This is a genomic window from Curtobacterium sp. MCLR17_039, from assembly GCF_003234745.1.
In the GTDB taxonomy this organism is placed as follows: Bacteria; Actinomycetota; Actinomycetes; order Actinomycetales; family Microbacteriaceae; genus Curtobacterium; species Curtobacterium flaccumfaciens.
Genome location: NZ_QKTF01000006.1, coordinates 60303 through 78959, shown reverse-complemented (window position 1 = coordinate 78959; position 18657 = coordinate 60303). Strand labels below are relative to the sequence as shown.

The window sequence follows — 18657 nt, the reverse complement described above, 5'->3', positions numbered from 1 at the left end:
GCCCGCACCTCACGCGGACGGCGTGACCAGCCCGCTCTCGTAGGCCAGCACGACGGCGTGTACCCGGTCCCGCAGCTGCAGCTTCGCCAGGACCCGGCCGACGTGGGTCTTCACGGTCTGCTCCGCGATGAACAGCTCCGCCGCGATCTCACCATTCGACCGCCCCCGCGCCATCAGCAGGAACACGTCGCGCTCCCGGTCGGTCAGCACGTCGAGCACCTCGGTCCGCGGGGCCGTCGGCTGCGGACCGGCGACGAAGGCCTCGACGAGGTGCCGGGTCACCCTCGGTGCGAGCAGGGAGTCGCCGGCTGCGACGGTCCGCACGGCCTGCACGAGTTCCTCGGCGCTCGCGTCCTTGAGCAGGAAGCCGCTCGCCCCGGCACGGAGCGCGTCGAACACGTAGTCGTCGATGTCGAACGTCGTGAGCATCACCACGCGAACGGGCGACTCCGCGGGCGCCGCGGTGATCCGCCGGGTCGCCTCGATCCCGTCGAGCTCCGGCATCCGGACGTCCATCAGGATCACGTCCGGCCGGAGCCGGATCGCCATGACGACCGCCTCGGCCCCGTTCGCTGCCTCGCCGACGACCTCGACGTCGTCCTGGGCCTGGAGGATCGCCCGCAGTCCGACACGGAACATCTGCTGGTCGTCGACCACCATCACCCGCGTCATCGCGTTCCCCCGTCGGCCGTCGGCTGCGACGCGGTCGCGGTGGGCCGGGTGGGCAGACTGACGGCGACGCGGAAGCCGCCGTCCGGGTCCGGCCCGTGGTCGATGGTGCCGCGGAGCGCGGCGACCCGCTCGCGCATCCCCGCCAGGCCGAAGCCGCCGTCGTCCGGCGGCGCACCGGGCACGCTGCCGACCGGTGGCGCGGTGTTGGCGACCTCGACCGTGAGGGCCGGCCCGTGCCTCCCGACCGTCACCACGGTGGTCGCACCGGGCGCGTGCCGGGCCACGTTGCCGAGCGCCTCCTGCACGACCCGGTACACGGTGAGCTGCGCGAGCCGGTCGACGTCGTCGAGGTCTGGGTCGAGCCCCTCGTCGAGTCGGAGCTCGACGGGGATGCCGGCCGCGCGTGTGGCCTGCACGAGCGCGTGCAGGTCGGCGAGCCGCGGCTGCGGTGCGCGCTCGGCGTCGGCGTCGCCACGCAGGGTGCCGAGCAGCTGCCGCATCTCCCGCAGGGCCGTGCGCGAGGTCTCGGCGATCGCGGCGAACTCGGTCCGGGCCTCCGGCGGCAGGTCCGCGACGCGGTACGGGGCGGACTCGGCCTGCATGTGCACGACGGACATGCTGTGGGCGACGACGTCGTGGAGTTCACGGGCGATCCGGGAGCGCTCCTCGACCGTCCGGCGTCGGGCCTGCTCGAGCTCGGTGTCGCGGCGGGCGGCGGCGAGCTCCTCGCGCACGGTCCGGCGCTGCCCGATGACCACCGCAGCGGCCGCCACGACGAGGGTGTCGCCGGCACTCACCACGAAGCTCGTCGCCCAGACGTCGACCTGCCCCCACCGGTCGGGCGTCACGCCGATGAGCAGCAGGGTGAGCAGCGTCGCCGCGACCCAGACCACCGCGGTGAGCAGCCAGGTGGTGCGGACACCCAGCACGACGAGCATCACGCTCAGGCCGATGATGCTCGTGACCGAGACCGGCCAGGGCCCGACGGTGCCGGGTGCCGTCAGGATACCGAGGCCGGCGAGGGCGGCGAGGTGCGCGACCGACGCCGTGCGGGGGACGAGCGGTGCAAGGCCGATGCTCGCCGACAGCACGGCGGTCGCGAGCATCGCGAGCGGCACGGGGACGCCGTAGAACACCGCGGTCACGGGTGCGGCGACGGCGAACAGGGACACCACGACGACGACGAAGCCGATCTGCACGGCAGGCCGGACCCAGGCGGGTCGGGGCTTCGGGACGACGGTCACGGGCGGGAGGTCTCTCCGGTTCGGACGAGGCAGGGCTCGGGTGCGGTGGCGGGGGCGGGTGTGGCAGCGGCAGCGGCGGCGGCGGCAGCGCGGGCCTCGCGGGCTTCGCGCCTGCGGCTGATGCTACCGAGCACCCGGTCGACCGCGATCCCGAGCCCGGCGGCGACCACCATCGACACCAGGGCCGCGACGATCGGTTCGTGCAGCACGCTCGACGCGGCCAGGGCGATCCCGATCGACACCGCCGACCACGCCACACCCGCGATCGCGCTGATCGCGAGGAACCGGCGGTAGGGCAGGCCGGTCGCGCCGGCGGTCATGTTGACCGCGACCCGGCCGACCGGGATGAAGCGCCCGGTCAGGATGAGGCTGGCCGAGCGGCGCTGCATCTGCCGCTCAGCGAACGCGAAGGCCGCTGCGATCCGAGGTCGCTTCGACCGGGCCAGCCGGGCGAACCCGATCCGGCGCCCGATCCAGTACGCGATCGAATCACCGGCGATCGCTCCGAGGGCGGCGGCGGCGAGCACCACGGCGAGCACGGGCTGTCCGGACGTCGCTGCGACGGCGGCGATCGCGACCAGGGCGGACTCGCTCGGCACCGGCGGGAAGAAGCCGTCCACCAGGCACAGGGCGAAGAGGACGACGTAGACGAGCGGACTCGCGGCCAGCTCGACGACGAGCGGGGTGATCTGGTCGAACACGGGGTGCTCCCTCCCGCCGACGGAACTCGTCGACGAGGACGACGCTACGGAACCGGCGCGCGCCGGCCATCCCGCGGTGGTCTCGACCACCCCCTACCGCGGTATGACGTTCCCGTCCGCGAAGACCACGTCGGGCGCGTCCACCCGGCGGTCGACGACGGTGGTCGGGGCCTCCAGGTGCACGGCACCCGAGGGCATGATGCCCGCACCGCCGAACCGTTCCATCACCCGCCACTGCGCGACGACGTCCTCGCCGGCGTGCTCGGGCGGCAGGGTGTCCCAGAACCGGAAGCCCCCGACCTCCTCGAGCGCACGACGGTCGTACAGCGCGCAGGCGCCGACCCACGCGACGCGATAGGGCACCCACTCGCCGGGGTGCAGGTCGAGGTCGGCGGCGACGTGCGTCGGGTTCGCGGCGTTGTGCAGCGACCAGCGGTCGAAGCCGGGGGTCCCGCGGCGCACCACCTCGGGTACGACCGGGCCGTCCCACCGCTCGAACACCGAGGTCTCGTGGGGGCGTCGGTCCTGCAGGTACGACAGGCCCTGCACGGCGCTGCCGACGAACCCGCAGCCCAGGGTGCGGAGCGCGTCGAGCATCCGCGCGATCGACCCCGGCTCGAGCCAGACGTCGTCGTCGAGGAACAGCACCGCGGCGGCCTCGGCGTGGTCGAGCAGGAACTGCCGGTGCTCTGCCAGGCCACGCCGTTCCGGGTGGGTGAGGAGCGTGACGGGCCGGCCCTGCGCCTCCAGGACGCGGAGCATCGCGGCGACCGCCGGCGCGCTGGCGGCGTCTCCGTCCGCGGACTGGTCGCTGAGGACGACGCGCAGGTCGACGTCGGTCTGGGCGGCGAGGCCGGCGAGCGTCGTGGCGAGCTCGGCCGGCCTGCCGACGGTCGGGATGAGCACGTCGACGTCGACCGTGCTCGTGTCCGCTGGATCGGGGGCCTTCGCCCAGGACCCGGACCAGCGGGCGGTCACGGTGCCGGGTCCGGTTCGGGCCGCGCAGCGGCTTCGCGGATCCGGCGCACGACGGCGCTGGTGGAGTGCTCGGGCACGTAGTCGACCATGACGACCTCGCCGCCGTAGCCGCGCACGACCTCGGTCTCGGTCAGCATCTCGGGGGAGTAGTCCCCGCCCTTGACGTAGACCTCGGGGCGCAGCCGCTCGATGAGCGGGATGGGGGTATCCGTCGCGAACACCGTGACCAGGTCGACGCAGGCCAGCGCGGCGAGCACGCCGGCGCGGTCCTCGGCCGGGTTGATCGGCCGCTCCGGGCCCTTCAGCCGGCGCACCGAGTCGTCGTCGTTCAGTGCGACGACGAGCAGGTCGCCCAGGTCACGGGCCTGGCGCAGGTAGGTGGTGTGCCCGCGGTGCACGACGTCGAAGCAGCCGTTCGTGAAGACGACGCGACGGCCGGCCTGCCGTGCGGCCTCGACCGCGGTGGCGAGCTCGTCGTGGTCGACGACGGTCGCCGCCGGCGCGGTCACCGAGTCGAGCAGGGCGGCGGCGGTGCAGACGGACGTGCCGGCCTCGCGGACGACGACGTCGGCAGCGGCCTGGGCGACCGCGACGGCGTCGCGCAGGGGTGCCTGCACGGCGAGGGCGACGGTCGCGGCGGCGCAGAAGGTGTCACCGGCGCCGGAGGCCTGCTGCTCCGAGGCTGGCGTCGCACGCGTGCGGAACCCCTGGTCGGAGCCGGGCTCGAGCAGCACGGTGCCGTCGCGGTCGAGCGTGACCGCCGCGGCACGGGCGCCACTGCGGGCGAGCACGTCGGCACGGGCTGCGACGACGGTGCCGACGCGGTCGGCACCGTTGCCGAGCTCCGTGCCGAGCAGTGCGGCGGTCTCACCGGCGTTCGGCGTGACGAGGTCGGGGTGCAGCGCGGCCCAGCGGGTCAGGTCGTGCGCGTCGACGACGACGGCGCCGGGGCGGTCACGGTCGAGCATGGGCACGACGTCCTCGGCGCGGACGCCCAGGCCGTAGTCGCACACGACGGCGGCGTCGGCGCACCGGATGGCGCGGGCCACCGAGCGGGCGAGGCGTTCGCCGTGCTCGGCGGTCGGGGTCGCGGCCAGCTCGTCGACCCGGACCACGACGCGGTCACCGCCGACCACGCGCGACTTCGTCGTGGTGCGGGCGCCGGGGATCTCGACCAGGAACGACGTGTCGACGCCGGCTGCCTCGAGCCGCTGGCGCAGGACGTCACCGGCCTCGTCGTCACCGATGAGCCCCACCATGCGGACCCGGGCGCCCAGGGCACGGGCGTTCACGGCCGTGTTCGCCGCGCCGCCCGGCACCGCGATGGTCTCGGTGACGCGGACGACGGGGGCCGGGGCCTCGCGGGAGACCCGCTCGGCCTCGCCGACGGTCCAGCGGTCGAGGATGCAGTCGCCGATGACGACGACGAGGGGCTCGCGGTCGTCGATCGTGGCGACGAGGTCACGGACCAGCCGGACGTCGGCGGTCATCGGGTGCCTCCCACGGTGTCGGCGCTGCCGGCGGTGGCGCCGGCAGCGGCAGCGGCAGCGGCTGCGGGGCCGGCGTCGGCCGTGGTGGTGCTGGTGGCTGCGGTGCGGCGCGGCGGCGCGGCCTCGAGGTGCACCACGGTCGTGGTCGTCATCTCGTCGAGCAGGTGCGGGCCGTACCCGAACCCGGCGCCCGAGGCACCGCGGGGCTGGGCGCTGCCGCCCGGAGCGCCACCGAACACGGCGTTCACCTTGACGGTGCCGACGGGCAGCTCGGCCGCGGCACGGAGCGCGTGTGCGGTGTCGTTCGTCAGCACCGTGGCTGCGAGGCCGTAGCGGTCGGCCGCGGCGAGCCGGAGGCCCTCCGCGAAGTCCGACACGACGCGCACCGGGGCGATCGGGCCGAAGGTCTCCTCGGTCAGCACGAGCATGTCGTCCGTGCAGTCGGTCAGGACGGTCGCCGGGTAGAACGATCCGAGCCCGCCGGGCGTGACGCCACCGGTTCGGGCGACGGCACCGCGGGCGATCGCGTCGTCGACGTGGTGCTGCACCAGCTCGCGCAGCCGGTCGTCCACGAGGGGTCCGAACTCGGCTGCGGGTGCGGCCGTGCGGCGCTCCGCCTCGGCGACCAGCGCGGCGACGAAGGGCTCGGCGACGTCCTGGTGCACGTACACCCGCTCGACGCTGGTGCAGATCTGGCCGGTGTTCGCGAAGGCGCCGAGGGCGACCTGTGCGGCAGCCCACTCCGGGTCGACGTCGGCGTCGACGACGACGGGGTCGTTGCCGCCGTTCTCGCGGATGACGTGGGCGCGGGTGGTCGCGGCCACCTCGCTCAGGCGGTCACCGGTCGCGGTCGACCCGACGTGCGCGTAGACGTCGATGCCCTCCTGCGCCAGGAGCTGCTCGCCGGTGGTCGCGTCGCCGTCGACGCCGATGAGCACACCGTCAGGCAGGACCTCGGCGAGCAGCGCGTTGAGCCGGGCGAAGGTCGCGGGGCACCGTTCGCTGCCCTTGTGCACCACCGTGTTGCCCGTGACGATCGCTGCTCCGAGGATCCCGCAGGCCACGGCGACCGGGTCGTTCCACGGCGTCAGGGCGAGCACCACGCCGCGCGGGTGCGGCACCGACCAGTCGGCGGCACCGAACTGCCCGCGCAGGGCCTCACCCCGGTGCACCGGCCCGAGCTCGGCGTACTGCACGAGCGTGCCGATGCCGGCCTCGACCCCACCGAGGGCGTCGCCGGGCACCTTGCCGGTCTCGCGGGTGTTCAGGTCCGCCAGCTCCTGCGCGTGCGCACGGAGGTGCTCGGCCGCGGCGTGCAGCATTGCACCGCGCTCGGCCGGCGCGGTGCGGGCCCAGGCACCGGCAGCGGTACGGGCACGGGCGACGGCGTTGCGGACGTCGTCCTCGGTCGAGCGGCGCACGGTGGACGCGATCGAACCGTTCACGGGGTCGGTCACCACGAGGTCGTCGGCGGCGGGGGGTGCGATCGTCATGGGGTCCTTCCGGAGGCGGGCGGGGCCTCACACGGTGCTCGTGCTCCGCTGTGTGCGGTCACGGCATCGCGCTTCTCGTCCATCCGGGGGCGCTGCTGGGCGTCCGGACGGGTCCGACCGGTAGACGTGGAGCTGTGCAACAGATCGGTGTGGGCGGAGAACGGTTCGACGGTGTCAGCGAGATCGCGGTGCTCCGCGGTGGGGGACTGGGCGACCTGATGTTCGCCCTCCCGGCGGTCGAGGCCCTGGCCGCCGCGTACCCCGGAGCCCGGATCACGTTGCTCGGGGCACCGTCGTCGCGGCCGGTGCTCGAGGGTCGCACCGACGCCGTCCACGCCTTCGAGGAGCTCCCCGTCGTCCCCGGCGTCCGGGACTCCGGCGAGGGCGCACCGACCGAGCAGGACTTCTTCGACCGGCTGCACGGGCGCTTCGACCTCGCGGTGCAGGTGCACGGCGGTGGCCGCAACTCGAACCCGTTCCTGCTCCGGCTCGGCGCCCGTCACACCGTGGGCACCGCCACCGAGGACGCCGAGGTCCTGGAACGCTGGGTCCGCTACGTCTACTACCAGCACGAGGTCGTCCGGGCGCTCGAGGTGGCCTCGCTCGCCGGCGCCGAACCGGTCACCCTCGACCCCCGACTGCGCGTCCCCGAGGCCGCGCGGGCCGGGGTCCGGCAGCGCCTCGGGGTCCGGGGACGACTCGTGGCGATCCACCCCGGTGCCACCGACCCGCGTCGCCGCTGGAGCCCCTCGCGCTTCGCCGAGGTCGCCCGTGCCCGGCTCGCCGCCGGGGACGACGTGGTGCTCGTCGGTGACGACTCGGACGTGCCGGCGTCGTCCGCCATCGTCGCGTCGCTGCCGCCCGAGCTGCGGGAGCGCGTCCACGACCTCACCGGGTCACTGCCGCTGCGTGAACTGCCCGACGTCCTCGCCGCCGCCGACGTCATGGTCGGCGACGACTCCGGCCCACGGCACCTCGCCGTCGCCGTGGGCACCCCGACCGTCGGCGTGTTCTGGTTCGGCAACGTGATCAACGCCGGGCCGTTCGACCGCGGTCGGCACCGCGTGCACCTGTCCTTCGTGACGCAGTGCCCGGTGTGCGGCGCGGACGTGACCCAGGTCGGCTGGACCGCCGAGCGGTGTGAGCACGACCCGTCCTACGTCGACCAGGTCGAGCCGGAGGCCGTCCTCGCCGACGTCGAGGACCTGCTCCGCACGGTCTGACGCTGCGCACGGCGCGACGAGCGCCCGGTGCGAGGTTCCACACTCCGTGGGACGCTCCGGCCCTCGCACGGAGTGCGGAAGCGCGCACCGAGCGGTGGACGCGACCGTCGGACGGCCGGGAGGCGCGGTGCGAGCCCGGCACGCGCCTCCAGTCCGCGCCGTGGCGCGTCACGAGCGCCCGGTGCGAGGTTCCACACTCCGTGGGACGCCCCGGCCCTCGCACGGAGTGCGGAAGCTCGCACCGAGCGGTGGACGCGCGCGGCTGACGGCCGGGAGGCGCGGTGCCAGCCCGGCACGCGCCTCCAGGCCGCGCCGTGTGGCGCCACTTGCGCCGGTGCGAGGTTCCACACTCCGTGGGACGCTCCGGCCCTCGCACGGGGTGCGGAAGCGCGCACCAGTGCCCGGCACATGCACGGACACACGGGAGGCGCGGTGCCAGCCGGCACCGCGCCTCCCGTCCGTCAGCGGCGACCGACTACGGCCAGCTCGGCTCCGTCGCCGGCATGATCGACAGCTCGCGGATCTCGCAGCCGGCCGGCTGCGACAACGCGAAGATGATCGAGTTCGCGACGTACTCCGGCTCGATGAGCTGCGCGTCCGGGCCCGGCTTGTACTGCTCGGTCCGGTCGGCAAAGAAGTTCGTGCGCATCCCGGCGGGGATGATGTTGGTCACGCCGATGCGACCGGCGGTCTCGGCGGCCAGCGCCTGCGAGAACCCGCGGACACCGAACTTCGACGCCGAGTACGCGGTGCCGTCGCCGACGCCGCGCAGGGCGAGCGACGAGGAGATGGTGACGACGCGGCCGTGCGTGGCCTCGAGGGCGGGCAGGGCGGCGCGCACGGTCGAGGCGGTGCCGATCAGGTTGACGCCGACGATCTGCTCCCACTTGCCGGACGAGATCGCGTCGATCGGGGCGGGGGTGTCGATGCCGGCGGCGGTGACGACGGCGTCGAGGCCATCGTGCCGCTCGGCGGCGTCACGGACCGCCTGCTCGACGGCGTCGGTGTCCGAGACGTCCACGGCGACGGCGTCGACGCCCTCGGGGACGGCGTCGATCCGCAGGTCGAGGACGATCGGGGTGCCGCCGGCCTCGGTGACGGCGGCCACGACGGCGGCGCCGAGTCCGGAGGCGCCGCCGGTGACGAGGACGCGGCCGATGGGGGTGGTGGGGACGGGCATGGATGTCCTTTGCGTAGTGGTGCGGGAAGTGGTCGAGCTGGTGTGGAACGGCGCGCGGACGCTCAGCCGACGCGTTCGATCGCGGCGGCGAGCCGGGTGGTCGAGCGGCCCGGGTGGAACGGCACGGTGACGACTCGGCCACCCCATTCGGCGAGGGTCGCCGTCTCGGGCAGTTCGCTCGCGGTGTAGTCGCCGCCCTTCGCCCAGACGTCCGGGCGGAAGCGGCGCAGGGCCTCGTCGGGGGTGGACTCGTCGAACACCACGACGGCGTCGACGCAGTCGAGTGCCAGGAGCAGCTCGACCCGGTCGTCCTGGGTCATGATCGGCCGGTCCGGGCCCTTCAGTGCGCGGACCGACGAGTCCGAGTTGAGGCACACGACCAGGCAGTCGCCGAGTGCACGGGCGGCCGACAGGGTGCGGGCGTGCCCGGCGTGCAGCAGGTCGAAGCAGCCTCCGGTCGCGACGACGGTGCCGCCGGCGCTCCGGACGTCGTGCACCAGGCGCATGGCGTCCCGGTCGGCCCCGGGCACGGCGAGCGGCGCGGGGCCGTCGTCGGCGAAGAGCGCGGTGACGCCACCGGCGGCCAGGTACTCGGACGCGGCGACCACGCCGGCGGAGACGGCCTCGGGGACGTCCGCGCCGGACGCCAGTGCGACGGCGACTCCCGCCGCGAGCCGGTCGCCGGCGCCGCAGGGGTCCCCGGCGCTGACGGACGGAGCCGGCACGAAGCGGCTGTCGCCCTGGGCGTCGGCGAGCAGCGCACCGCGGTCGCCCATCGTCACCGCGACGGCGCCGGCCTGCCACTGCTCGACGAGCCGGGCGGCGGCGACGGTCGCGAAGGGCACACCGTGTCCCTCGACGTCGGTGAAGCGTCGTGCCTCGGCAGCGTTCGGCGTGGCGACGGTGGTGCCGGGGACGGGGGCGGCGCCCTTGGGGTGCGGGTCCCAGACCACCGGCAGGCGCTCGGCCGCACGGGTGAGGGCGTCACGGAGTGCCGGGGCAGCGGCGACCCCGCGGCCGTAGTCGGCGACGACGATCGCGTCGACCCCGTCGAGGGCGGCGGTCATCGCGTCGGTGGCCTCGGGCACGGGCGGGGTCGCGCAGCCCTCGTCGATCCGGACGAGGGCGTGGTCGACGACGCGCACGCGGGTCTTCACGGGGGTGGGGACGCCGGAGGGCCCGGCGACGATCGTGACGTCGGGCAGCAGGTCACGGATCTCCTGGGCCCGGCCGTCGTCGCTCAGGACGGTGACCAGGGTGACGTCGTGGCCGTCGCGGGCGAGCATCGTCGCGACGAGTCCGGCGCCACCGGCACGGCGATCGTCGGTGGCGACGTCCACCACGGGGACGGGGGCGTCCGGGCTCAGGCGCTCGCTCGTGCCCGACACGTCGACGTCGAGCAGGGTGTCCCCGACGACGGCGATGCGGAAGCGCGGTCCGGCGGAACGGCCGCCGGCGGCGCCGGAACGCGGTGCGACGGCAGCGGGGCCGCTCATCGACGGCCCCCGCGACGCAGCGTCGGCTCCATCGCCTTGCAGAGCGCGTGCACCAGGACGAGCTGCGCCTCCTGCACGTTGGCGGACGGCCCCTCGATGCAGATCGCGTCGTCGACCAGGTCGGCGAGCGGGTTCGGTCCGGACCCGGTTAGCGCGAGGGAGCGGGCACCCACGGCACGTGCGGCCTCGGCGGCCCGCAGCAGGTTCGGGCTCTTGCCGCTCGTCGACAGCAGCACGAGGACGTCACCGGCACGGGCGTGCGCCGACACCTGCCGCGCGAACACCTGGTCGTAGCCGTAGTCGTTCCCGATGGCGGTCACGGCCGAGGTCTCGGCGTGCAGCGAGATGGCCGAGTACGCCGGTCGGTCGCCCTCGAAACGGCCGGTGAGCTCGGACGTCAGGTGCTGCGCCTCGGCAGCCGAGCCGCCGTTGCCCGCGGCGAGCAGCCGACGTCCGGCGACGAGCCGCCCGGCGATGTCGTCCGCCCACTCGGCGATGTGGTCCCGGTGGTCGACGAGGGAGGCGATCACGGGGACCGACGCCGCGACGTGGTCGACGACGACGCGGGCGCTGTCGGTGACGGCGCGGTCCTCGAGCCCGGTCTGCTGGTCGATGGTCATCGTGCGGTCCTCTCCGTCGACTGCGCGGCGCGGGTGACCCGGCCGGCGTGGGTGGTGCGCGAGCGGCCGGCGGCGGGCCCGGTGGTGCTGGCGGACGAGGTCGCGCCGGCGAGCAGGCGCTCGTAGACGCGTTCGCTGTCGGCCGCGACCTTCTGCCAGGTGTAGCGGGACTCGGCGCGCTGTCGACCGGCGCGGCCGTACGCCTCGCGGCGCTCCGGGTCGTCGAGCAGTGCGCCGACGGCCTCGGCGACCGCGGTCTCGTCGCGCGGCGGCACGTGCAGGCCGGTGGCGTCCTCGACGACGGTGTCGATGAGCCCGCCGACGCTCGACGCGACCACCGGGCGGCCGCAGGCCATCGCCTCGAGTGGCACGATGCCGAACGGCTCGTACCAGGGGGCGCAGACGACGACGTCGGCGCTGCGGTAGACGGCCGGCATGTCGTGCTGCCCGAGCTGCCCGCGGAAGGTCACGTGGTCGCGCACGCCGAGCGACCGGGCGAGGGTGTCGAGGCGCTGGTACTCGGGGTCGTCCACCAGGTCGGCCCCGGCGACACCGGCACCGCCCACGACGACGAGCTCGACGTCACGGCCCTGTTCGACCAGCGCGGCGAGAGCGGCGATCGTCGTCCCGACGCCCTTCCGCTGCACGAGCCGTGAGGCGGTGAGCACCCGGAGCGGACGGTCGCGCGCTTCGACGGGGCCGTCCGGACGGAAGAGCGAGACGTCGACCCCGCACGGCACGACGGAGATGCGGTGCAGCGGGACGCCGAGGGCCTTGAGTTCGAACGCCTCGTCCGAGCACGTCGCGACGACCTGGTCGACGCTCCGGCCGACGGCGGGTTCGACCCACTCGCGCTCGGCGGGGCTGGTGTCCGCGGCTCCCTGGTGCCGGCGCTTCACGACACCCAGGGCGTGGAAGGTCTGCACCACCGGGATCCGCACCCCACCGGTCCGGGCCTGCACCTGCGTCACCGCGTCGAGGGCGGCGTGCCCGGACATCCAGAAGTGCGCGTGCACCACGTCGGGACGGTCGAGGAACCACTCGGCGGCGAGCACCGACGCGAACGTCCCCATGAACGGGAACAGCTCGTCCTTCGGCACGGCACGCGCGGGACCGGCGTCGACGTGCACGACGTCCACACCGGGGCGCAGGGGCACACGGACGGGTTGCGACGCGTCGTCGCGCCGCGTGTAGACGGTCACGTGGTGGCCGCGGTCGGCCAGCGCACCGGACAGTTCGGCGACGTGGACGTTCTGCCCACCGGCGTCGACCCCGCCGAGCACGGCGAGCGGACTCGCGTGCTCGGACACCATGGCGATCTTCATCGCAGGCTCCCTTCGAGCGCGGCTCCCGCCGCACGGTTCCGTCGCGCACCGCGCGCGATGGCGTCGCCGAGCAGGTCGTCCCAGTCGGCCAGGAACCGACCGAGCGCGTGCCGTGCGAGCACGGCCTCCCGCGCCACGAGTCCCCGTCGACGCGCCTCGTCCGGGTCCTCCAGCAGCAGCCTGGAGGCCCGCACCAGCTCCTCGACGTCGGTCGCGATCGCCCCGGCCTCACCCGGGACCGTGCGGGCCGCGTCCGTCGTCGCGAGCACCAGGACCGGCATGGCCATGTGCATCGACTCGATGAGCGACAGGCCGAGCGAGGTCCAGCGGTTCGGGTGCACGTAGGCCCGCCGTTCGGCCAGCGCCGCGTGCATGGGGTCAGCCTTCACGTCGCCCTGCGCGACCACGCGGTCGCCGAAGCCGAGCTCCGGCAGCCGTTCGGTGCCGATGCCCCAGACGTCGACCGGCGCGACCTCGGCGAAGCGGGGGAGCAGGTCGGTGCCGACGACACGGTTGCGCCGGACGGGTTCGTTGATGACGACGCCGAGGCGCTCGAGCGCACCGGTGTACAGCGGGCCGGGGTCGACGACGCCGTGCTCGACGACGGTGGTCCGGGTGGTGCCGCAGTCCCACATCAGGGCGTTCCAGTGCGTCACGTGCGCGATCGTCAGGTCGTCGCGGTCGCGCATCGGGTGCAGGCTGTTCGGCACGTCGACCCGGGGCGCGTTGTGCTCCACGAAGACGATCGGTACGTCACGGCCACCGAGCAGACGACGGGCTTCCTCGAGCTCCTCGGTGCGCTGCAGGACGACCACGTCGACCTCGGCCTCGGCGACGTCGGCCGGGTCGATCTCGATCGCGGAGTCCGGCCAGTCGCGCCCACCGCGGCCGAGTCCCCAGGCGTCGCGCGCCGGCGTGGTCGGGATGAGGTACTCGTGGGGGCCGCGGACGAAGGCGTCCATCCAGCCGCCGTGCACGTGCCACACGAGGATCCGCATGCAGGGCCTTCCGGTCGGTGTCGATGGGCTCGCTCCCCGCCGCTGCCGGAGCAGCAGGAGAAGGAGCAGGAGAAGCAGTGGCGCACGCTACGCAGCGCCTTCTGGGCCGCCCCGCAGACTTCTCGGATCAGTCCGCGAAACGCGGTCGAGGAGCCGTTCGTGGGCCTCCAGGACGTCCGCGATGCGCACTCCGGACAGGCACGGGTGGCCGGGGACCGGGCACTCGCGAGCGCGGCTGAGACGGCACGGTGCGGCCTGGTCGCCGAGCAGCTCGACGAGCGGGGAGTACGGCGCCCACTTCACGGCGGGGACGACGGGCGAGAACAGGCTCACGATGGGCGCTCCGACGGCCGCGGCGAGGTGGGCCGGACCGGTGTTCCCGACGACGACGACCTCGGCGCCGGCGAGGACGGCCGCGAGTTCGGCGGGGCTGGTGCGGCCGCCGAGGTCGATGCCGGTGTCGCCCGCCACGGCGGCGGTCAGTGCGCGTTCGCCGGGGGAGCCGGTGACGACGACGGGGACGCCGCGCTCGGCGTAGGCGGCGACGAGCGCACGGTGGTGGGACTCCGGCCACGACCGTGCCGGGACGCTGGCTCCGGGGTGGACGACCACGTAGCGGTCGAGGCCGGCCACGGGCGGGGGCAGGACGGCGTCGTGGCGCACCGCGAGCCTCCCGTCGTCGTCCGGCGGCAGCCGGAACCCCGCCGCCTCGGCGATCCGCAGCGCGCGCTCGGGCTCGGGGAGGTCCTCGGGCAGGTCCTCGCCGGGGCGCAGCCGCACGTCGAGCAGTGACCCGGGGTGGTCGACCGAGGCCCCGGAGACCCGGGGGACCCCGGCCAGCCGCAGGAGCAGCGCGAGGGGCAGGGGCGACTGGTGGAAGGACGTCAGGACGACGGCCTCGTCGGGCTGTTCCTCGGCGACCAGCGCGCGGAACTCGGCGAGCAGGGCGTCATCGATCGGGCGTGCGGTCTCGGTGACCCACGGTGCCGCCCACACCCGCACCCGGTCGATGCCGGGCAGCAGGTCGGCGGCCGGCGCCCCCTGCGGACCGCACAGCATCGTCACGTGCGCGGCACCGGCGGCCACTGCGCGGACCGCGGGCCCGGCGACCAGGACGTCGCCGAAGGAGTCGAGCCGGGCGACGAGGACGCGCCGACCGGCGCTCACGCCCGGTCCGCCACGCTGCCGACGTGCTCGAGCACCAGGGTGACGGCCTCGTCCAGGTCCGCGGCGACGGTGTCGGCCTCGTCGACCTCCTGACGGCGGGTGCGCGGGGTGGGCACGAGGATCCCCTGCGCGCCGGCGTTCCGGGCTGCCTGCACGTCGGCGCCGATGTCACCGACGACGACGATCGACTCCGGCGGGATGCCGAGCCGCTCGGCGGCGTCGAGGACCATCCCGGGCCGGGGTTTCCGGCACGCGCAGTCGTCACCGGCGTCGTGCGGGCAGACGCACCACACGTCGAACGGGCCGACGAGCTCGTCGACCCGGGCGTTGGTGGCGTCGACCTGTCCGCGCGTGGCCATGCCCTTCGCGATCACCGACTGGTTCGTGACGACACCGAGCTGCAACCCGGCGGCACGTGCCCGTTCGACGGCGCGCCGGGCACCGGGGACGGGGACGACCAGGTGCGGGTCCGCGTTGTACGGGACGTCCACCACGAGGGTGTCGTCGCGGTCGAGGAGCAGGCCGCGGATGACGCGGTCCGGTGCGAGGGCCATGCTCCGTGACTACCGGTCGACGGCCGGGGGCCGCCCCAGGAAGAGCCGCGGAGCGCGGTCCCGGCAGGACCGTCAGCGTGTCGGGTCTACCGTCGCGGCGGTGACCGCCCTCGAGAACCTGCCCGACCCCGACGGACGCCCGGAACTGCTCGTCCTCCGTGCCATCAAGCTCGGCGACCTGCTCGTCGCCGTCCCCGCGCTGCACGCGCTCCGTCGCGCGTTCCCCGACCACCGCATCACCCTGGCCACCACGGCGTGGCTGGCGCCGGTCGTCGAACTCGTGCCGGCGGTGGACGTCCACCTGGCCCAGCACGGTCTCGACCACCCCATCGCGGTGCCGCACGGTGCCGTCGACGTCGCCGTCAACCTGCACGGCGCCGGCCCGGAGTCCTCGGACCTCGTCGCCGCACTCGCCCCGCGCCGGGTCATCGGGCACGCCGACCCGACCCACGACTACCAGGGCCCGGAGTGGCCGGACGACGTGCACGAGCGCGACCGCTGGGCGGACCTGCTCACGTGGCACGGCATTCCGGCGGACGCCACCGAGGTCCACATCGACCGCCCCGCCGAGCCGCCGGTGGTCGCCGACGCGGCCGTCGTGCACGTGGGTGCCTTCCACGGTGCACGGCACTGGCCGACGGACCGCTTCGCCGACGTGGTGCGCGGGCTCCGAGCGCGCGGTGCCGACGTGGTCCTGACAGGAGGCTCGGACGACGTCGTGCGCGCCCGCGCCGTCGCCGACGCGGCCGGCCTGGCGCCGGAGGCGGTCCTGGCCGGCACCCTGGACCTGCAGGCCTTCGCCGCGGTGATCGCCGCGGCGCGACTCGTCGTCACGGTCGACACGGGCGCTGCGCACCTGGCGTCCGCCTACGGGGTGCCCTCGGTCGTGCTGTTCGGCCCGGCACCGCCCGAGGCGTGGGGCCCGCCGTCGACCGGCCCGCACATCGTGCTCACCGACGCCTCGGTCCGTCGCGGCGACGTCTTCGCCGAGGACCCGGACCCGGCGATCCTGGCCGTGACCGCGGACGACGTGCTGGCCGCGGTGGACCGGCTCCGGGTGACCGCTCAGGCGGCCGGGCGGTAGCGTCGACCGAGAGCCACCCGGACCTGCCGGACGCTCGGAGGGAGTCCTTCGTGTTCGAAGCCGCGAACATCCGTGACTGGATCGGTCTGCCGGTCGTCGACGAGGCCGACGACAAGGTCGGCACGCTCGAGAGCATCTACTACGACACCGCCACGTCCGAGCCGGCGTTCGGCGCCCTGACCACCGGCATGGTCGGGTTCCAGAAGCTCGTCTTCGTCCCGCTGTTCGGCGCCACCGTCGCCCCGAAGCACCTGCGTGTGACGTTCCCGAAGAAGCTCGTCAAGGACGCCCCGTCGATCTCGACCGACGGCGAGCTCGACGCTGCGACCGAGCCCGAGCTGTTCCAGCACTACGGGCTGGAGTACCGCACCGGCAGCGGTGGCGAACGCCGACTCGGACGCCGCTGAGCCCGTCCCGCCCGATCGACCGACCCCACCCGACCGACCGATCCGCCGCACCCGCCCGGAGGCCGCAACTGCTCCGCACCGCCCGTACGACGCTGCTCGCCGCCCTGGCGGCGGTCGCCGTCGTCGGGCTGGTGGTGGCCGGGGTCGCGGCACCGGGGCCGGTGGAACGGGCGTCGGCCGCGCCGATGTGGCCCGTCCCGCAGCCCTACCCGGTGCCGGACGACCCGACCGAGCCGCTCGCCGACCTCCCACCCGGCAGCGAGTACGTCGCCCTCGGTGACTCGTACTCCGCCGGCTACGGACTCGGCGACCGGACCCGGCTGCCCACGAGCGCGTGCGTGCAGTCGGCCCGTGACTACCCGCACCGGCTCGCGGCACGGTTCGGCCTCGACCTGACCGACGTCACGTGTGCGGGCGCCACCAGCGAGGACGTCACGACCGGACACCAGTTCACGGGCGTCCCCCCGCAGATCGAGTCGCTGTCCTCGCGCACCCGGCTCGTGACCCTGACCATCGGCGGCAACGACGCGGACCTGTTCGGCACGGCCGCGTCGTGCCTGGCGATCTCGGCCGACGGCCCGGTGTTCTCCGGACGTGACGCGCCGTCGTGCAAGAGCACGCTCGTGCAGGACGGTGAGGACCAGCTCAGCGTGAAGATCCAGTCGCGGGTCGCGCTCGGGATCGCCGACACCCTCGCAGCGGTGCAACGGGCCGCGCCGAACGCCGTCGTCGTGTTCCTCGGGTACCCGGCGATCTTCCCGGACGCCGAGCACACCCCCGCGAAGGGCTGCTTCCGCTCGGCGCTCGACCTCGGCACGCTCGCGGGGTCGTTCCCCTCGGACACCTTCCCGTTCACCGATGACGACGTGGCGTACCTGCACGGTGTGCAGGAGGAGCTCGACGCCGTGTCCGCATCCGCCGCCGACGCCGCCGGGGTGCGGTTCGTCGACGTCCTCGAACGCACCGAGGCCCACTCGGCCTGCGCCCCGCGGGACGAGCGCTACGTCGCGGGTGTCAGCCTGACCGGCTCGAGCGACCTGCGACGCATCGACCTGCGGGCCGGCGCCCTGCACCCGAACGGCCGCGGAGTCGCGTACCTCACCGACCAGATGGCCGACGCGATCCGGGAACTCGCCGGCTGACCCGTCCGGACCCCGCGCTGTCCGTGTGGGCCGCCGGTGGGACGACGCAGACCGGTGCCGCCGTCTCACGGACGACGTCGTGGAGCAGTGCGCCGGACAGCACCCGCACGTGGCCCCGTCCGAGCACCACGAGCGACGCCCGCCGGGTGCGCGATGCGATGGCGTGCCCCGGGTGTCCCTCGACGAGCAGCGGCCGGATCCGCACCGCCGGGAACCGCGCGGTCAGGTCCTCGGTGACCCGCTGCAGCAGTTCGGCGTTCCGGGCGCGCCACCGCAGGGGGTCCTCGGCGAAGTCGGTGAGTCCGGTCCGGGTCAGCACGGGCATCTCCCACGCCCGGAGCAGCGTCAGTCGTCGGTGTAGCCGGACGGCCTCGGCCACGGCGATCGAGACGGCCCGCTCGTCGATCGGTTCCTCGACCGCCAGCACCACGTCGCCGTCGATCGGGTGCGGACCCTCGGGGACGATCACGGTCGGTACGGCCGCGCGGACCGCGACCCGCGCCGGGTCGCCGCCGGCGGTCGAACCCCGTCGGCTCCGGAAGGTCCCGATCACCAGGAGGTCACCGCCGTCGGACTCCTCGACCAGGGCACTGGCGAACGGCCCGGCGTGCCGGTGCACCTCGACGGTGGCTCCGGGCAGGGCGGCGCGAGCGGCCTGGGCCAGGCGGTCGGCGACCGGTCCGGGGCCCTCGATCGCCGGGTCGGCACCGATGATCCGGATCCGCTCGATCCCGCTGTCCGCGCGGGCGGCGATCCACCGCAGCGCCTCGTCGTGCGGCATCGCGGCGTCCGCGGCCAGCGTCACCGTCGTCCATCGTTCGTCCATCCCGATCGGCCTCCTCCATCGCAGGTCCTCCGGGGGCGTCACACGGCGCTCCGTGCG

18 protein-coding genes are annotated in these 18657 nt (G+C 74.7%); 4 read left to right on the top strand and 14 right to left on the bottom strand.

All coding sequences use genetic code 11. The annotated features are described in order from the left end of the window. Nucleotides 1-9: 9 nt before the first annotated feature. From DEJ00_RS09255 to DEJ00_RS09230, 6 genes are all read right to left on the bottom strand, one after another. Entirely contained in the window at nt 10-672 is a 663-nt protein-coding gene (locus DEJ00_RS09255; RefSeq protein ID WP_111057143.1) for a response regulator transcription factor, read from the bottom strand. Continuing rightward, the gene (locus DEJ00_RS09250; protein ID WP_111057142.1) at nt 669-1916 is read right to left on the bottom strand and encodes a sensor histidine kinase; all 1248 of its coding nucleotides are present in this window, start codon (nt 1914-1916) and stop codon (nt 669-671) included. Before DEJ00_RS09250 ends, DEJ00_RS09255 begins: the two co-directional genes overlap by 4 nt. Next, entirely contained in the window at nt 1913-2617 is a 705-nt protein-coding gene (locus DEJ00_RS09245) for a DedA family protein (RefSeq protein ID WP_111057243.1), read from the bottom strand. The genes DEJ00_RS09250 and DEJ00_RS09245 overlap by 4 nt, the downstream gene beginning before the upstream one ends. A 93-nt stretch (nt 2618-2710) precedes the next feature. Then, on the bottom strand, nt 2711-3595 hold the full coding sequence (locus tag DEJ00_RS09240) for a glycosyltransferase family 2 protein (RefSeq protein WP_071244664.1): 885 nt from the start codon (nt 3593-3595) through the stop codon (nt 2711-2713). Next, a complete protein-coding gene (rfaE2, locus tag DEJ00_RS09235) occupies nt 3592-5085 on the bottom strand; it encodes a D-glycero-beta-D-manno-heptose 1-phosphate adenylyltransferase (RefSeq protein WP_111057141.1) in 1494 nt (497 codons plus the stop codon). Before rfaE2 ends, DEJ00_RS09240 begins: the two co-directional genes overlap by 4 nt. Beyond that, nucleotides 5082-6578 carry an aldehyde dehydrogenase gene (locus DEJ00_RS09230; protein ID WP_111057140.1) on the bottom strand — a complete coding sequence of 499 codons (1497 nt, stop codon included), beginning with the start codon at nt 6576-6578 and terminating at the stop codon, nt 5082-5084. Before DEJ00_RS09230 ends, rfaE2 begins: the two co-directional genes overlap by 4 nt. Before the next feature lie 134 nt (nt 6579-6712). Here DEJ00_RS09230 and DEJ00_RS09225 point away from each other — a divergent pair, with 134 nt between their 5' ends. Continuing rightward, entirely contained in the window at nt 6713-7801 is a 1089-nt protein-coding gene (locus tag DEJ00_RS09225) for a glycosyltransferase family 9 protein (RefSeq protein WP_111057139.1), read from the top strand. A 475-nt stretch (nt 7802-8276) separates the two neighbouring features. Here DEJ00_RS09225 and DEJ00_RS09220 read toward each other — a convergent pair whose 3' ends face one another. From DEJ00_RS09220 to DEJ00_RS09190, 7 genes are all read right to left on the bottom strand, one after another. Further along, the gene (locus DEJ00_RS09220) at nt 8277-8981 is read right to left on the bottom strand and encodes an SDR family oxidoreductase (protein ID WP_111057138.1); all 705 of its coding nucleotides are present in this window, start codon (nt 8979-8981) and stop codon (nt 8277-8279) included. A gap of 62 nt (nt 8982-9043) precedes the next feature. Further along, a complete protein-coding gene (locus DEJ00_RS09215) occupies nt 9044-10477 on the bottom strand; it encodes a PfkB family carbohydrate kinase (protein ID WP_250897590.1) in 1434 nt (477 codons plus the stop codon). Further along, nucleotides 10474-11097, bottom strand: coding sequence for an SIS domain-containing protein (locus DEJ00_RS09210; RefSeq protein WP_035808290.1), 624 nt, complete (start codon nt 11095-11097; stop codon nt 10474-10476). The genes DEJ00_RS09215 and DEJ00_RS09210 overlap by 4 nt, the downstream gene beginning before the upstream one ends. Next, nucleotides 11094-12422, bottom strand: a complete 1329-nt coding sequence (locus DEJ00_RS09205) for a glycosyltransferase (RefSeq protein ID WP_111057137.1) — start codon at nt 12420-12422, stop codon at nt 11094-11096. The genes DEJ00_RS09210 and DEJ00_RS09205 overlap by 4 nt, the downstream gene beginning before the upstream one ends. After that, on the bottom strand, nt 12419-13420 hold the full coding sequence (locus DEJ00_RS09200) for a glycosyltransferase (RefSeq protein ID WP_111057136.1): 1002 nt from the start codon (nt 13418-13420) through the stop codon (nt 12419-12421). Before DEJ00_RS09200 ends, DEJ00_RS09205 begins: the two co-directional genes overlap by 4 nt. Nucleotides 13421-13507: 87 nt before the next feature. After that, nucleotides 13508-14587, bottom strand: a complete 1080-nt coding sequence (locus DEJ00_RS09195) for a glycosyltransferase family 9 protein (RefSeq protein WP_111057135.1) — start codon at nt 14585-14587, stop codon at nt 13508-13510. Beyond that, the gene (locus DEJ00_RS09190; RefSeq protein ID WP_111057134.1) at nt 14584-15141 is read right to left on the bottom strand and encodes an HAD-IIIA family hydrolase; all 558 of its coding nucleotides are present in this window, start codon (nt 15139-15141) and stop codon (nt 14584-14586) included. Before DEJ00_RS09190 ends, DEJ00_RS09195 begins: the two co-directional genes overlap by 4 nt. A 100-nt stretch (nt 15142-15241) precedes the next feature. On the opposite strand from DEJ00_RS09190, the gene DEJ00_RS09185 reads away from it, so the two are divergent. The 3 genes from DEJ00_RS09185 to DEJ00_RS09175 all read left to right on the top strand — a co-directional run bounded on the left by DEJ00_RS09185 (nt 15242) and on the right by DEJ00_RS09175 (nt 17774). Beyond that, entirely contained in the window at nt 15242-16225 is a 984-nt protein-coding gene (locus tag DEJ00_RS09185) for a glycosyltransferase family 9 protein (protein WP_111057133.1), read from the top strand. Nucleotides 16226-16275: 50 nt separating this feature from the next. Then, nucleotides 16276-16632 (top strand): PRC-barrel domain-containing protein, encoded by a 357-nt coding sequence (locus tag DEJ00_RS09180; RefSeq protein ID WP_027465587.1) that lies wholly within the window; start codon nt 16276-16278, stop codon nt 16630-16632. A gap of 185 nt (nt 16633-16817) precedes the next feature. Further along, complete coding sequence (locus tag DEJ00_RS09175) at nt 16818-17774, top strand: SGNH/GDSL hydrolase family protein (protein WP_146247927.1); 957 nt, start codon at nt 16818-16820, stop codon at nt 17772-17774. Here the strand turns inward: DEJ00_RS09175 and DEJ00_RS09170 are convergent. Further along, nucleotides 17731-18600: a universal stress protein gene (locus DEJ00_RS09170; protein ID WP_071244674.1), complete on the bottom strand. Its 870-nt coding sequence runs from the start codon at nt 18598-18600 to the stop codon at nt 17731-17733. The genes DEJ00_RS09175 and DEJ00_RS09170 overlap by 44 nt on opposite strands. Nucleotides 18601-18657 lie beyond the last annotated feature (57 nt).

Bases quoted from the DNA above. Each gene is read 5' to 3' on its own strand.
- DEJ00_RS09170 (WP_071244674.1), bottom strand. From the start codon at position 18,600: ATGGACGAACGATGGACGACGGTGACGCTGGCCGCGGACGCCGCGATG.
- DEJ00_RS09210 (WP_035808290.1), bottom strand. From the start codon at position 11,097: ATGACCATCGACCAGCAGACCGGGCTCGAGGACCGCGCCGTCACCGAC.
- rfaE2 (WP_111057141.1), bottom strand. From the start codon at position 5,085: ATGACCGCCGACGTCCGGCTGGTCCGTGACCTCGTCGCCACGATCGAC.
- DEJ00_RS09190 (WP_111057134.1), bottom strand. From the start codon at position 15,141: ATGGCCCTCGCACCGGACCGCGTCATCCGCGGCCTGCTCCTCGACCGC.
- DEJ00_RS09215 (WP_250897590.1), bottom strand. From the start codon at position 10,477: ATGAGCGGCCCCGCTGCCGTCGCACCGCGTTCCGGCGCCGCCGGCGGC.
- DEJ00_RS09175 (WP_146247927.1), top strand. From the start codon at position 16,818: ATGTGGCCCGTCCCGCAGCCCTACCCGGTGCCGGACGACCCGACCGAG.
- DEJ00_RS09230 (WP_111057140.1), bottom strand. From the start codon at position 6,578: ATGACGATCGCACCCCCCGCCGCCGACGACCTCGTGGTGACCGACCCC.
- DEJ00_RS09205 (WP_111057137.1), bottom strand. From the start codon at position 12,422: ATGAAGATCGCCATGGTGTCCGAGCACGCGAGTCCGCTCGCCGTGCTC.
- DEJ00_RS09220 (WP_111057138.1), bottom strand. From the start codon at position 8,981: ATGCCCGTCCCCACCACCCCCATCGGCCGCGTCCTCGTCACCGGCGGC.
- DEJ00_RS09255 (WP_111057143.1), bottom strand. From the start codon at position 672: ATGACGCGGGTGATGGTGGTCGACGACCAGCAGATGTTCCGTGTCGGA.
- DEJ00_RS09200 (WP_111057136.1), bottom strand. From the start codon at position 13,420: ATGCGGATCCTCGTGTGGCACGTGCACGGCGGCTGGATGGACGCCTTC.